Origin of the sequence: Mycobacterium haemophilum DSM 44634, assembly GCF_000340435.2 — a bacterium.
Lineage (GTDB): Bacteria > Actinomycetota > Actinomycetes > Mycobacteriales > Mycobacteriaceae > Mycobacterium > Mycobacterium haemophilum.
Genome location: NZ_CP011883.2, coordinates 708,189 through 722,483, shown reverse-complemented (window position 1 = coordinate 722,483; position 14,295 = coordinate 708,189). Strand labels below are relative to the sequence as shown.

The 14,295-nt window shown below is 65.6% G+C and carries 12 protein-coding genes; 9 read left to right on the top strand and 3 right to left on the bottom strand.

Going from position 1 to position 14,295, the window contains the following annotated elements:
* Positions 1-3: 3 nt before the first annotated feature.
* Entirely contained in the window at positions 4-4,251 is a 4,248-nt protein-coding gene (locus tag B586_RS03420) for a glycoside hydrolase family 38 N-terminal domain-containing protein (protein ID WP_054880678.1), read from the bottom strand.
* A 113-nt stretch (positions 4,252-4,364) separates the two neighbouring features.
* Between B586_RS03420 and B586_RS03415 the strand changes: the two genes are divergently transcribed.
* From B586_RS03415 to B586_RS03375, 9 genes are all read left to right on the top strand, one after another.
* Positions 4,365-4,802 (top strand): mycothiol transferase, encoded by a 438-nt coding sequence (locus tag B586_RS03415; protein ID WP_054880679.1) that lies wholly within the window; start codon positions 4,365-4,367, stop codon positions 4,800-4,802.
* A gap of 26 nt (positions 4,803-4,828) precedes the next feature.
* Complete coding sequence (locus B586_RS03410) at positions 4,829-6,175, top strand: ABC1 kinase family protein (protein ID WP_047313778.1); 1,347 nt, start codon at positions 4,829-4,831, stop codon at positions 6,173-6,175.
* Between the two features lie 68 nt (positions 6,176-6,243).
* Entirely contained in the window at positions 6,244-7,092 is an 849-nt protein-coding gene (locus B586_RS03405; protein WP_418001132.1) for an alpha/beta fold hydrolase, read from the top strand.
* A gap of 56 nt (positions 7,093-7,148) precedes the next feature.
* The gene (gene mmaA1, locus B586_RS03400; RefSeq protein ID WP_054880681.1) at positions 7,149-8,009 is read left to right on the top strand and encodes a mycolic acid methyltransferase MmaA1; all 861 of its coding nucleotides are present in this window, start codon (positions 7,149-7,151) and stop codon (positions 8,007-8,009) included.
* 149 nt (positions 8,010-8,158) lie between these two features.
* Positions 8,159-9,022 (top strand): cyclopropane mycolic acid synthase MmaA2, encoded by an 864-nt coding sequence (gene mmaA2 / locus B586_RS03395; protein ID WP_054880682.1) that lies wholly within the window; start codon positions 8,159-8,161, stop codon positions 9,020-9,022.
* Positions 9,023-9,183: 161 nt separating this feature from the next.
* A complete protein-coding gene (mmaA3, locus tag B586_RS03390) occupies positions 9,184-10,065 on the top strand; it encodes a methoxy mycolic acid synthase MmaA3 (protein WP_054880683.1) in 882 nt (293 codons plus the stop codon).
* 45 nt (positions 10,066-10,110) lie between these two features.
* A complete protein-coding gene (mmaA4, locus tag B586_RS03385; protein WP_054881091.1) occupies positions 10,111-11,007 on the top strand; it encodes a hydroxymycolate synthase MmaA4 in 897 nt (298 codons plus the stop codon).
* 84 nt (positions 11,008-11,091) lie between these two features.
* Positions 11,092-11,793 carry a YciI family protein gene (locus B586_RS03380; protein ID WP_047313560.1) on the top strand — a complete coding sequence of 234 codons (702 nt, stop codon included), beginning with the start codon at positions 11,092-11,094 and terminating at the stop codon, positions 11,791-11,793.
* A 9-nt stretch (positions 11,794-11,802) separates the two neighbouring features.
* Positions 11,803-13,020: an RNA polymerase sigma factor gene (locus B586_RS03375; RefSeq protein ID WP_054880684.1), complete on the top strand. Its 1,218-nt coding sequence runs from the start codon at positions 11,803-11,805 to the stop codon at positions 13,018-13,020.
* Positions 13,021-13,024: 4 nt separating this feature from the next.
* On the opposite strand, the gene rplA is transcribed toward B586_RS03375, so the two are convergent.
* Both rplA and rplK read right to left on the bottom strand, forming a co-directional pair.
* A complete protein-coding gene (gene rplA, locus B586_RS03370) occupies positions 13,025-13,732 on the bottom strand; it encodes a 50S ribosomal protein L1 (RefSeq protein ID WP_047313562.1) in 708 nt (235 codons plus the stop codon).
* 97 nt (positions 13,733-13,829) lie between these two features.
* Positions 13,830-14,258, bottom strand: coding sequence for a 50S ribosomal protein L11 (gene rplK / locus B586_RS03365; protein ID WP_047313563.1), 429 nt, complete (start codon positions 14,256-14,258; stop codon positions 13,830-13,832).
* Between the last annotated feature and the right edge of the window lie 37 nt (positions 14,259-14,295).

Here is a 14,295-nt window from a genome sequence, read left to right as displayed (position 1 = left end):
TGCTCATGTCACGGTCACCTGCACCGCCGGGGAGTAGATCAGCCGGCCGGCGCAGCCGACCCGGACCAGGGCCCACCACTGACCGGGTTCCAGCCACGCCGGCGGGGTCACGTCGAAGCCGACCTCAACGGTGCTGTCGGCGGGCAAGATGGCGCCGACCGCGGCCGGGCCGATCCACTCCCAGGTGCCCCAGGGGCTGATCAGATGCGCCTCCACCGCCAAGTCGGCCCGGGCATGGGTGCCGACCGTGACAACCAGCCGGGCCGACTCGCCGGCCGCGAGAGCGACGTCGGCGGGCCCGTCAACCAGGTACGCCAGCTCCTCGTTGCTGCCTACACCAAGCTCCACCACGCACACGTCCTCGACGACCTGACCCCAGGCGGCCGGGATTCGATCCCCGCTGACGCGCAGCTGGGCCCGTATCGGATAGCGCCCCGGTCGTGCGCCGGCCGGAATCCTCAGCGCAACGTCAGCCCCCTGGTGCTCGCCGCTACCCAGCGTGAACGGCAGCTGCGCAGGTGTGGCCGCCCAACCCTGCGGACATAGCACTGCCACCGTGCCGTCCAACGCGACATCGGTGCAGTCGCTGGCCGCGGTGAGCCGCAGCACCACGTCGCTGCCTGGCTCGGCCGGCAGCGACTGCGGGTGCAGGTAGGCGACGGCCGGCAGCCCGCCCAGCGGTGCGGGCCCGCGATTGTGCAGCCAATAACGCGCGTAGAGCGGCTGAGCAGTCTCGGCCTGCGGGGCCAGATCGGGCGCCTCTGTGAGCACCCTGGGCATCTCGAGCCGGGCCAGCACGGTGGCAACCTGGTAGCCGTGCAGGTCGACCGCACGGGTGCGGTGTTTCAGTTGGTGCAGCGGTTTCTCCAGCAGGTCGGCCAGCTGGAGCGCGCGTACCGTCCCGAGCTCCGAGCCGATAGCGACGCGGGTGCTGGCCCCGGTCGTTTCCACCAGCCGCACCGCCACCGCCCCGGGGTCGACCGGCTGGGCACTGCCGCCGGCCAGCGGGTTGCCCGCCGCTTTGAGGGCGCCCAGCTGCACCGACTGGGGCGGGTCGACGTGCAGCAGCGAGCCGACCGGTGCCAGCCGGCCCCGTCGCCGTGTCGCCGACACGGCGAGCAGCGGGTGGGAGAACTGCGCGCTGCGCGCCGGGATCTCGGCGCGCCGCCAGTCGCCGGCGCCGCAGGCCAGCGCGTAGTCGAAGACGTGGGTCCAATGTTGGAGTTGGAAGTTTGACCCGTCCGGGGCGGTGCGGCGCGGTTCGTCGATCCAGACGCCGGAGGGCCAGCCGCTGCAGGAACGCATTAATGCGGTGTGCAGGGTGCCCTGCGGGTCGACGGCGAAGCTCGGCACCCCGCGGTTGAAGAGCGCGACGGTGCGGTCGTCGAAGGGGTCCATGTCCGGTGGAGCCTGCTGGTCAGCTTGCGTAACCAGGATCTCAGCGTCGGCGAGATCGTCGGCGACCGAGGCGATCTCGGCGCTCAGGCCGTCGTCGTCGGAGCCGGCGAGCACCAGCACCGGCAGCGTCTGGACGCCACGCAGGTCGGCGCCAGGTTCCCACACCTGTGCCAACGGCGTCGCGGCGGGCACCCACACGCGGGCCCGGCCCGTCTCGGCCAGCTGCCGGTCGAGTTCGGCGCGGTACGCCGGGTCGGCCTCAGCGAGTACAGCCCTGGTGAAAGGGTTGCGGGTGGGCCCGCCCAGCGCAATCCGTACGTCGGGCAGATTCGAGTCGACGTCGAGGTCGCCGTAGCGCGGCTTATCGGCACTGCTGCAGGTGGCCGTGACACCCTGGCGGACCAACGCGATCATCAGCTCGCGCGCCAGTGGGCCAGATATCGTCTCGGCCGGCGACACCACCTCGGCCACCGATACCGCCCGCATGGCCGTACTTCCGACCCGGACCCGTACCGCCGAAGACAGGCCGAACCAGCTGTAGGCCGGGTTATCCAGCGTCCACGGGTGCTGGGCGGTATCCACCGAGCGGGGTCCCCCAGAAAGCGGGTGTAGCAACGCGAATCCGCGCCCGACGACAGCGTCCCCCACCTCACTGACCGGCATCGCGCCTGGCACCGCACACGCCCAGCGCAGTCGCACCAGGAGGTCGACCCCGGTGAACTCGTCGATGGTGGTGCGGCAGTCCACGCGGGCGACGCCGCGCCACAGGGTAAGCGTTTGGGTGTAGCGCAGTACCGCGCCGATCCGGCCATGCACGACCAGCCGCTGCCCCAACGGCCCGTGGTAGGCCTGCACCCGCGCGGACGATTCCGATGAGCAGGCCATCGGCCCCGCGGGCAACAGGTGCCACGGGCCTTCGCCCTGCGTCGGATGTGACGGGTATTCCTGGTAGACGACCAGCTCGTTGCCCACCCGCTCGTCCGCGATCAGCTGGTGCCCATCATGAACCAGCTCAACCAGAGAAGACACCGCGCCACCACGCGCGGGGTCAACCGCCAGCCGGTAATGCTCGTTGGCAATCTCCCAAATATCCAAGCCCGGCACCGCTTCCCAGCCTGTCGGCTCGGCAGCGGGGACCAGCCGATAGGCCCGCCAGCCCAGCGAGGGCACGTCGCGCGCCAGCCAGCTGATCGACCTGCCGCCGTGCTCGACATGTGCGGGCAGTTCGGCACCGTCCGCGTCGAACACGCGCACCCCCGCGCCGAGCGGCGGATCGCACCGGGCGGTGACGATGTCGGTGCGCTGCTGGGTCAATGGGTTCCACACCACCACGGAGTTCTGCGGAACCTCGACCGCGCTGGACAGCAGTTCCAGGGAGTTGTCGCGGGCCGCGCGGCCCAGCTCCCACGCGTCACGCCAGCCGGTCAGCAGGTCTAGGTAGACCTGATCGGACTCCGACCCGGTGATGGCGTCGTGGTGCGCGCCGTAGGCCAACTGCACCCACGCCTTAGCCAACGCCGCCTGCGGATAGTCGGCGCCGGCCAGCAGCGCGGCGAACACCGCGAAGCGTTCGGCGTGCAGGACGGCGTTCTCGGCGGCCCGGTTGGCTTGTTTGGCGTCGATGTAGGACACATCCTTGCCGGTGTAGATCGGGTTCATGTCCCGGGTTTGCGGCGACGGCGCACACCCGCGCTCGGCGAGTTCGGTGCGCACCGCCGCGAAGAACTCCCGCGGCAGCCCGCACACGAACCGCGGCCAGGTGTAGCGCGCACCCCAGTCGCGGTGGATTGCGGTGACCCACTTGTTCGGCGGCGTGTAGTCGGTACCGACTGGCAGCAACACGTTGCGGGTCAATGCGACCTTCTTCAGCTGGTCGAACAGCGCATAGGTGGCGTCCTCGGCCTCGGTCAACGAGGTCGAGGAGTCCATCCACCAGCCCGCCGAATAGTGCGCCGGCATGTAATGGGTGAGCAAACCTCGCCCCGACGGCGCGATCCACTCGAACTCACTGCAGAACTGCATGCGGTCGACCCCACGGCCTGGGGAGCCGTGCGAGCCACCTTGAGCCGGGCCCCATTGGTGGTGGGGTCCTCGGGCCCAGGAACTCGACGTCAGACCGGCGTCAGCGGCCATCCCGGGGAATTGCGGGTTATGACCGAACACGTCGAGCTGCCACGCGGTGGCCGGGTTAGCACCCAACACGTCACGCTGAAAACCTATGCCGTGCACCAGGTTTCGAATGGTCGTCTCCGGACCGATGAGGTTGGTATTGGGTTCGTTATAGGTGCCGCCCAGCACTTCGACGCGGCCCTCGGCGAGAAACCGGCGCAGGTCGGCACGGTCCTGCGGATGCATGTCCCAGTACGGCTTGAGGTAATCCACTTCAGCCAGCACAAACTTGTACTCCGGCTCCCGACGGGCCAGCTCCAGATGCGCCTGCACCAGCGCGAAGCCGTTCACCTGCCGGGCCCGACCCGGCGGATCTTCGGTCCACCGGCTGGTGTAGCCGCCCTGCGTGTTCCACCACACCGGGTCGTAGTGGAAGTGGCTGATCATGAACATCGTCCACCCGGGCTCGGCGATGGTGAACTCGAACGTGTTGCTGACGCCGTCGGCATGCGCCCGCGCAACCCGTCGCTGGCCGACCACCGGGTGAACAACCCTGACCGGAACCTCGACGACCTCGTCGCCGGCCTGTGCCCCCAAGGCCATCGCCTCGCCGTGCAGGCCGTCACCATCAATGCGGATTGGCGTGGGCTCGGTGCACCCGGTGACGGTGATGCGTGCCAGCTGCACTGGCACCTCCGGCGGACCAACAAACAGTTCGGTCGACTCGGCCGAAGCCACTTGCATGCCAGCACCTTACGCTCGGAATCAGGTCAGACGTCACCACATAACTGGCCGACCTGAACCGTCCAGCGCACCGTCAACCAGGAGGATTGAGAATGCCTGCCCTCGCCCCACCCGTGGCTGACGAACGCAGCGCCCTGCGCGAGTTCCTGGCGTTCCACCAAAGTGCGTTCTTCGCGGTCTCCTATGGCCTCACCGACGAACAGGCCCGGTCCACGCCGTCGGTTAGCGCGCTGTCGATCGGGGGGCTGGTCAAGCATGCCACCGGCATGCAACGCAGCTGGATGGCACGAGTCGCCGCCGCTCCGGCTGCACCGCCGAAAGACCCGCGGCCGGTCAGCGAGATCGCCAAGGAGTTCGCCGACCAGCACGTGATGGGCCCCGACGAAACACTCGACGGGCTGCTGCACGCATTCGAAGCGCAGAACGCGACGACACTACAGCTGGTCGACACCGCCGACCTCGACGGCGCCACCATGTACGAATTGATCGCCGGGCTGGAGAACTGGGAGATCACGGGGTGGGTGGCGCCCTGGCGTCCCCGGGGGACCTGACACCACCGGTTTGGCACACTGCACAGATGAGTTCCACCAAAAGCCGCGAGGTGGTCAAGCTGGACCGGGTGCCGTTGCCGGTCGAGGCGGCCCGGGTAGCCGCCACCGGTTGGCAAGTCACCCGCACCGCCGCTCGCGTCGCCACCAAGCTGGCGGGCAAGGGTCCGTGGCAGCACAAGGTGATCAAGGAAATCCCGCAGACCTTTGCCGACCTCGGGCCGACGTACGTCAAGTTCGGACAGATCATCGCGTCCAGCCCGGGCGCGTTTGGTGAGTCGCTGTCGCGCGAATTCCGCGGCCTGCTCGACCGGGTGCCGCCGGCCGACACGAACGAGGTGCACAAGCTGTTCGTCGAGGAGCTCGGCGACGAGCCGTCCACGCTGTTCGCCAGCTTCTCCGAAGAGCCGTTCGCGTCGGCGTCCATCGCCCAGGTGCACTATGCGACGCTGCACAGCGGCGAGCAGGTCGTCGTCAAGATCCAGCGGCCCGGCATCCGCCGCCGGGTCGCCGCCGACCTGCAGATCCTGAAGCGCTTCGCGCAAGCAGTCGAACTGGCCAAGCTGGGCCGTCGGCTGTCGGCGCAAGATGTCGTCGCCGACTTTTCCGACAACCTTGCCGAAGAGCTGAACTTCCGTCTCGAGGCGCAGTCAATGGAGGCGTGGATCTCCCACCTGCACGCCTCGCCGCTCGGCAAGAACATCCGGGTTCCGCAGGTGCACTGGGAGTTCACCGGAGAGCGGGTGTTGACGATGGAGCGGGTGCACGGCATCCGCATCGACAATGCGGCTGCCATCCGCAAGTCGGGCTTCGACGGCGTCGAGCTGGTCAAGGCGCTGCTGTTCTCGGTGTTCGAGGGCGGGTTGCGGCACGGCCTGTTCCACGGCGACTTGCACGCGGGCAACCTGTACGTCGACGACCAAGGCCGCATCGTGTTCTTCGACTTCGGGATCATGGGCCGCATCGATCCGCGTACCCGTTGGTTGCTGCGCGAGCTGGTGTATGCCCTGCTGGTGAAGAAGGACCACGCCGCGGCCGGCAAAATCGTGGTGCTGATGGGCGCCGTCGGCACCGTGAAACCCGAGGCTCAGGCCGCTAAAGACCTGGAAAGCTTCACCACGCCGCTGAGCATGAAGACTCTTGGCGACATGTCCTACGCCGATATCGGCCGGCAGCTGTCGGCGCTGGCTGACGCCTACGACGTCAAGCTGCCCCGCGAGCTGGTGCTGATCGGCAAGCAATTCCTCTACGTCGAGCGGTATATGAAGCTGCTGGCGCCGAAATGGCAGATGATGTCGGATCCGGAGCTGACGGGGTACTTCGCGAACTTTATGGTCGAAGTCAGCCGCGAGCATCAATCCGACGTGGAGGTCTAGTGGAAGTCCGCACCGGTCACGCCCCGGTAGTTCATCCCAAGGGTGACTTGACGCTGTACTACGAGGACATGGGCGACGTCGATGACCCGCCGGTCCTGCTGATCATGGGGCTGGGCGCCCAACTGGTGCTGTGGCGGACCGCCTTCTGCGAAAAGCTCGTCGCTCAGGGTCTACGAGTCATTCGGTACGACAACCGCGACGTCGGGCTTTCCAGCAAGACCGAGCAGCCCTGCCCCAGCCAGCCGCTGACCGCACGGCTGCTCCGCTTCTGGCTCGGCCGGCGCAACGAGTGCGCGTACACGCTAGAGGACATGGCCGACGACGCTGCCGCCCTGCTAGACCACCTCGACATCGAGCGGGCCCACATCGTCGGGGCATCGATGGGCGGCATGATTGCCCAGATCTTCGCGGCACGTTTCCCCGCGCGCACCAAGGCGCTAGCAATCATCTTCTCCAGCAACAATCGCGCCTTTCTGCCGCCGCCCGCCCCGCGTGCCCTGCTGACGCTGCTCACCGGCCCACCGCCCGGGTCACCACGCGACGTGGTCGTCGACAACGTCGTGCGGGTCACCAAAATCACCGGCAGTCCGCGCTACCGCATGCCTGAGGAACAGGTCCGCGCCGACGCTGCCGAGATCTACGACCGCAGTTTCTACCCGTTGGGTGTCAGTCGACACTTCAACGCGATCCTGGGCAGCGGTAGCCTGCTGCGCTACAACCAACGCATAGTCGCACCGACGGTGGTGATTCATGGCCGAGCCGACAAACTGGTGCGACCCTCCAGCGGCCGTGCGGTCGCCCGCGCCATCACCGGCGCCCGACTGGTGTTATTCGACGGAATGGGCCATGATCTGCCGCACCAGCTGTGGGATCGGGTGGTCGGCGTATTGATGAGCAACTTCGCCAAGGCTCGCTAACCACAGGGTCATACCAACTCGCCGAGCTGTACGGTTGGCGCAGGAGGTTGTCTCACATGGCCAAGCTGAGACCGTATTACGAAGAGTCGCAATCGGCATACGACATCTCGGACGACTTTTTCGCCCTCTTCCTCGACCCCACCTGGGTGTACACCTGCGCATATTTCGAGCGCGACGACATGACCCTCGAAGAGGCCCAATTAGCAAAGTTAGACCTGGCCCTGGACAAGCTGGACCTCACGCCCGGCATGACGTTGCTCGACGTGGGTTGCGGCTGGGGCGGGGCGCTGGTCCGGGCGGTGCAGAAGTACGACGTCAACGTCATTGGCCTCACCCTCAGCCGCAACCATTGCGCGCGCAGCAAAGCCAGGCTCGCCGAGATCCCGACGCAGCGGCATGCCGAGGCTCGGCTGCAAGGCTGGGAAGAGTTCGAAGAGAAGGTCGACCGGATCGTCAGCTTCGAGGCGTTCGATGCCTTTAAGAAGGAGCGGTATCCCGCCTTCTTCGAACGCTCATATGACATCCTCCCCGACGACGGCCGGATGCTGTTGCACAGCTTATTCACCTATGACCGGCGATGGTTGCACGAACAAGGCATCCCGCTGACGATGAGCGACCTGCGGTTCCTCAAATTCCTGCGCGAGTCGATTTTCCCGGGCGGCGAACTGCCTTCCGAACCCGACATTGTCGACAATGCCGAGGCCGCGGGGTTCTCCGTCGAGCAAACCCAGCTAATGCAGCCACATTACGCACGGACCCTGGATATGTGGGCAGCCAACTTGGCGGCCGCCAGGGAGCGGGCCCTCGATGTACAGCCCGCAGAGATCTACGACAACTTCATGCACTACTTGACTGGGTGTGCGGACCGCTTCCGGCGGGGGCTGATCAACGTGGCCCAATTCACGCTGACCAAGTAGCGGCGCCGTCTTTAGGGCAAACTCGATCGCGGTTTAGTGATGCGGCCAGGCATCGGATAGCATGCCTCGAGCAAGCCGGGGGGAAATTTTCGGTGCGTTTCGTCCGAGCACCGACGGGCCAATGCGGGCCCAGGAAGGCACACGAGGTCATGGCCAGGGAATTGACGCCACAGTTCGCCAATGTGCAGGCGCACTACGATCTATCTGACGACTTCTTCCGCCTGTTTCTGGACGCCACCCAGACCTACAGCTGCGCGTACTTCGAGCGCGAGGACATGACGCTGGAAGAGGCGCAGTTCGCCAAGATCGACTTGGCGCTGGGCAAGCTGGGCTTGCAACCCGGCATGACGTTACTGGACATCGGCTGCGGCTGGGGCGCCACCATGCGCCGTGCCATCGAGCGCTACGACGTGAACGTCATCGGCCTGACGTTGTCAAAGAACCAGGCCGCCCATGTCCAGAAGTTGTTCGACCAGATGGACAGCCCGCGCAGCAAGCGTGTGGTGCTCGGCGGTTGGGAACAGTTCCGTGAACCCGTCGATCGCATCGTGTCAATCGGCGCGTTCGAGCACTTCGGCCACGACCGCTACGACGACTTCTTCGAGACGGCCTACAGCATCCTGCCTGCCGACGGCGTGATGCTGTTGCACACGATCACCGGGCTGACCAAACAGCAGATGACCGACAACGGCTTGCCGCTTTCGCTTGAGGTGATCCGCTTCTTCTGGTTTATCTTCACCGAAATTTTCCCGGGCGGCCGGGTGCCGACCATTGAAATGGTGGAGGAGGGTGCGCCCAAAGCTGGCTTCAGGCTGACCCGTCGCCAGTCGCTGCAGCCGCATTACGCCCGGACCCTCGACTTGTGGGCCGAAGCGCTCGAGAGAAACCGAAGTGAGGCCATCGCGATTCAATCCGAAGAAGTCTATGAGCGGTACATGAAGTACCTCACCGGCTGCGCCAAGCTATTCCGCGCCGGCTACACCGATCTCAACCAGTTCACCCTGGAGAAATAGTGATCGTGTCGGTCAGACTGCATCTGACGGACCTCGATCGAGCGGAGCTCGATTGAGAATGGCAGAGTCAAGCGACTTCAAATTCACAGGATATCCCGGGCTCCATGCAAGGGGCCGGCGACGGTCGCCTCGTCAAGGTGCCTGTCCATCCAGGAGGACACATGTCTGACACCCCAGCAGGCGCCACGCGGACGCAGTCTAATGTCGACGACGTTCAGGCGCACTACGACCTTTCGAACGAATTCTTCGCACTGTTCCAGGACCCGACTCGCACCTACAGTTGCGCATATTTTCCGCGCGACGGTATGACCCTGCACGAAGCGCAGGTCGCCAAGCTCGATCTGACACTCGACAAGCTGGGGCTGCAGCCAGGGATGACCCTGCTCGACATCGGCTGCGGCTGGGGCTCGGTGATGAAGCGGGCCATCGAGCGCTACGACGTCAACGTCGTCGGGTTGACCTTGTCCAAGAACCAGCATGCTTACTGCCAGCAGGTGCTCGACGAAATCGATTCGAACCGCTCGCGACGGGCACTGCTGTGCGACTGGGCCGACTTCGACGAGCCGGTGGACCGGATCGTCATCATCGAAGCGTTAGAGCACTTCGGTTTTGACCGTTACGACGATTTCTTCAAGTTCGCCTACAACGCGCTGCCCGCTGACGGGGTGATGCTGCTGCACGTGATCACCGGGCTGCATCCCAAGCAGGTCATGGAGCGCGGCATACCTATGACGATGGAGATCGCCAAGTTCATTAAGTTTATGCTCGCCGACATCTTTCCGGGCGGCCGGCTGCCGATGATCGAGACCGTCGAGGAGCACTCAACCAAGGTCGGCTTCAAGATAGCCCGCATCCAGTCGCTGCAGCCGGACTTCGCCAAGACCCTTGACCTGTGGGCCGAGGCCCTCGAGAAGCGCAAGGATGAGGCCATCGCGATCCAGTCCGAAGAAATGTACGAGCGGTACATGAAGTACCTGACCGGCTGCGCGAAGGCATTCCGGATGGGTTACATCGACTGCAACCAGTTCACACTGGAAAAGTAAGCGACACCCTCGACAGTGAACATCATCCAGGAGACCAAGACGACAATGGTTGAGCAACCGACTGGCCCGACGAAGACGAGGACGCGCTCCGAAGACATCCAGGCGCACTACGACGTCTCCGACGATTTCTTCGCCCTGTTCCAGGACCCCACCCGCACCTACAGCTGCGCCTATTTCGAGCCGCCAGGCCTCACGCTCGAAGAAGCCCAGTACGCCAAGATCGACCTCAACCTGGACAAGCTGGACCTCAAGCCGGGCATGACCCTGCTCGACATCGGCTGCGGTTGGGGCACCACCATGAGGCGCGCCGTCGAGAAGTACGACGTCAACGTGATCGGCTTGACGCTGTCCAAGAATCAGCACGCCCGCTGCGAGCAGGTGCTGACCGCTCTGGACAGCAACCGTTCACGTCAAGTGCGGCTGCAAGGCTGGGAGGATTTCAGCGAGCCCGTCGACCGGATCGTGTCGATCGAGGCCTTCGAGCATTTCGGGCACGAGAACTACGACGACTTCTTCAAGCGGTGTTCCACCATCATGCCCTCCGACGGTCGGATGACCGTGCAAAGCAGCGTCAGCTACCACCCCTTCGACATGGCTGCCAGGGGTAAGAAGCTGAGCTTCGAAACGGCTCGCTTCATCAAGTTCATCATCACCGAGATATTTCCGGGTGGACGGCTGCCATCGACCAAGATGATGGTTGAACACGGCGAGAAGGCGGGATTCACCGTCCCCGAACCGCTGTCGCTGCAGCCGCACTACATCAAGACGCTGCGCATCTGGGGTGACACCCTAGAGTCCAACAGGGCAAAGGCCATCGAAGTCACCTCCGAAGAGGTCTACAACCGGTACATGAAGTATCTACGCGGCTGCGAGCACTACTTCGCCGACGAGATGCTGGACTGCAGCCTGGTGACCTACCTCAAGCCGGGTGCTGCCGCTTAGGCTGTCGGATTGCCCGCGCGTCGTTCGTCGAACATGTAGAGAGTGGAACACCGGGTTTCGCTCACTACCTGGAGGTGACGACACATGCAGTACTTCGCCTTGTTGATCAGCAAAGAGCAGGACCGCACGCCCGACGATGCGGCCGCCGCGATGGCCGCGTTCGAGAGCTTCCACGCCAAGGCCGGCTCGGCGATTAAAGCCGGCGACGCGCTGACGCCCACGGCGACTGGGGTGCAGATCACCGGCGGGCCGGATGCCCCAACCGTCACCGACGGTCCCTTCGCCGAAGCGGCCGAGGTGGCCTGCGGCTACTACGTGTTCGAGGCCGAAAACCTCGACGAGGCGCTCGCGTTGGCGCGCGACGTCCCGGTCGCCACCTTTGGGGCCGTGGAGGTGTGGCCGATGGCGGGCGGGACGATCCCGACGCAACCGCTGGAGGGCACCAACTGGATCGCGCTGCTGCTGGAGCCGCCGGACCGTCCGGTGCAGCCCGGCTCGCCGCACTGGGAGGCGATGGTGGTTGAGCACCAAAAGTTCGCAGCCGCCATCGGCGGTGGTCACATCAGGGCCGGCGCCGGTCTGTATCCGCCGTCCACGGCGACCACCGTGCGGGTGCGCGACGGCGAGCTCTTGATAACGGACGGGCCTTACGTGGAGGGCGCTGAAGTCGCCAACGGCTTCTATGTGCTTAGCGCGAGTGACCGCGACGAGGCGGTCAAGGTCGCGTCCATGATCCCCGCCTCAACCGTGCAGCTGCGGCAGCTAGCGGGTGTCTCGGGCCTGTAGACCCGGCGAATGACCAACCTGGACGGCGTCTTTCGGCGGGAGTGGGGCCCCGCCGTGGCCGCGCTCGCGCGGTGGTCCGGCGACCTCACCATCGCCGAGGACGCCGTCCAGGAAGCCTGCGCCGAGGCGCTTCGCAGCTGGCCCCGCGATGGCGTGCCCGATCACCCCGGCGGGTGGCTGATGACCGTCGCACGTAACCGCGCCCGGGATCGGCTGCGCCGCGAATCCGTCCGTCCGGGAAAGGAATTGGCCGCCGTGGTCGACGATATCCGGGCACGTACCGATCACTGCGACCCGCATCCGGTCCGCGACGACGAGCTGCGGATGATGTTCACCTGCGCGCATCCGGCGCTGGACCGCCAGTCGCAACTCGCGCTCACGCTGCGGTTGGTGTCTGGGTTGACCGTCGCCGAGATCGCCCGTGCGCTGCTGCAGACTGATACCGCGGTCGGGCAGCGAATCACCCGCGCCAAGAACAAGATCCGGCACGCCAACATCCCGCTGCGGGTGCCACCTGTCGAGCTGCTGCCTCAGCGCACGCCGCACGTGCTCAGTTGCATCTACTCGGTGTTCACCGAGGGTTATTGGTCAACGGCGGGCCCGTCGGCGATTCGTGACGAATTGTGCGACGAAGGGATTCGGCTGGCCGGCGAGCTGTGCGTGCTGATGCCGACCGAGCTGGAGGCGCATGCTTTGACAGCCCTGATGCTGCTGCATGATGCGCGACGACTAACGCGGGTGGATGACGCCGGCGCGCTGGTCTCGCTTGAGGACCAGGACCGTCGTCGGTGGGATCGCGGCCGCATCACCCGCGGCCTGGACCGCTTGCGCCAGGCCCAGGGGGCGACGGGCCCGTATCTGCCGCAAGCGGTGATCGCCGCGCTGCACGCGACGGCGCCGTCCTGGGACCAAACCGACTGGCGGACCATCTGCACGGCCTATGACCGGCTGCTGCAGCTGACAAATTCACCGGTGGTGCGAGCCAACCGCGCGCTGGCGATTGGCTTGCGCGACGGCCCCGACGCTGGCCTAGCCGCGTTGGAGCAGGTGGCGCATGATCCCCGGCTGGCCCACTCCAGCCTCGTCGCATCGGTGCGCGCCGATCTGCTGCGCCGCGCGGGCCGGCCCAGCGAAGCCGTCACCTGGTACCGAATAGCGTTGGAAGCAGGCGGATCCGAGCCGGGACGCGCCTTTCTGCGGCGCCGCATCGCCGAGTGCGGCGGGTAGCGCCCTAGGCCTCGGCGAAATTCCGGGTGATCGACGGGTCGACCGGAATGCCGGGTCCCATGGTCGTCGACACGGTGACCTTCTTCAGGTAGCGGCCCTTCGACGACGACGGCTTGAGCCGCAGCACCTCGTCAAGCGCGGCGCCGTAGTTCTCCGCCAGCCGCTTCTCATCGAACGATGCCTTGCCGATCACAAAGTGCAAGTTGGCCTGCTTGTCCACCCGGAAGTTGATCTTGCCGCCCTTGATGTCGGCCACAGCCTTGGCGACGTCGGGGGTGACCGTGCCGGTCTTGGGGTTGGGCATCAGGCCACGTGGACCCAGTACCCGAGCGATACGACCGACCTTGGCCATCTGATCGGGCGTGGCGATCGCGGCGTCGAACTCCAGCCAGCCGCCCTGAATCTTCTCGATCAGATCGTCGCTTCCAACCACATCAGCTCCCGCGGCGAGGGCAGCATCCGCTTTTTCGCCGACGGCGAACACCGCGACCCGGGCGGTCTTACCGGTGCCGTGTGGCAGGTTGACCGTGCCGCGGACCATTTGGTCTGCCTTGCGCGGGTCGACACCCAGCCGGATCGCCACCTCGACGGTCGCATCCTGCTTGGTCGACGACGTCTCTTTGGCGAGCTTGGCCGCCTGCAGCGGAGTGTAGAGGTTGGTGCGGTCCACCTTCTCGGCGGCGGCGCGATATGCCTTGCTGTTCTTGCTCATTGAAATATCCAATCTGGTGTTGGGTCGTGGTGATCAAGCGGGCCGAAGCTGGCCCTCCCACGGGTTCGGGGGTGGAGCTACGCAGATCTATGCAGACCTATTCGACGGTGATGCCCATCGAACGGGCGGTACCGGCGATGATCTTGGCGGCGGCGTCGATGTCGTTGGCGTTAAGGTCCGCCTTCTTGGTCTCGGCGATCTCACGAACTTGATCCCAGCTGACCTTGGCGACCTTGGTCTTGTGCGGCTCCGCCGACCCCTTGCCCACGCCGGCGGCCTTGAGGAGCAACTTGGCGGCGGGCGGTGTCTTCAGCGCAAACGTGAAGCTGCGGTCCTCGTAGACCGTGATCTCCACCGGGATGACCTGGCCGCGCTGGTTCTCGGTGGCAGCGTTGTACGCCTTGCAGAACTCCATGATGTTGACGCCATGCTGGCCGAGCGCGGGACCGACCGGCGGCGCAGGATTGGCCTGCCCCGCCTGGATCTGAAGCTTGATCAGCCCGGCGACTTTCTTCTTCGGGGCCATGGGGTTTCGTTGTTCCTTCCTGAGTTAGTTGCCCTGC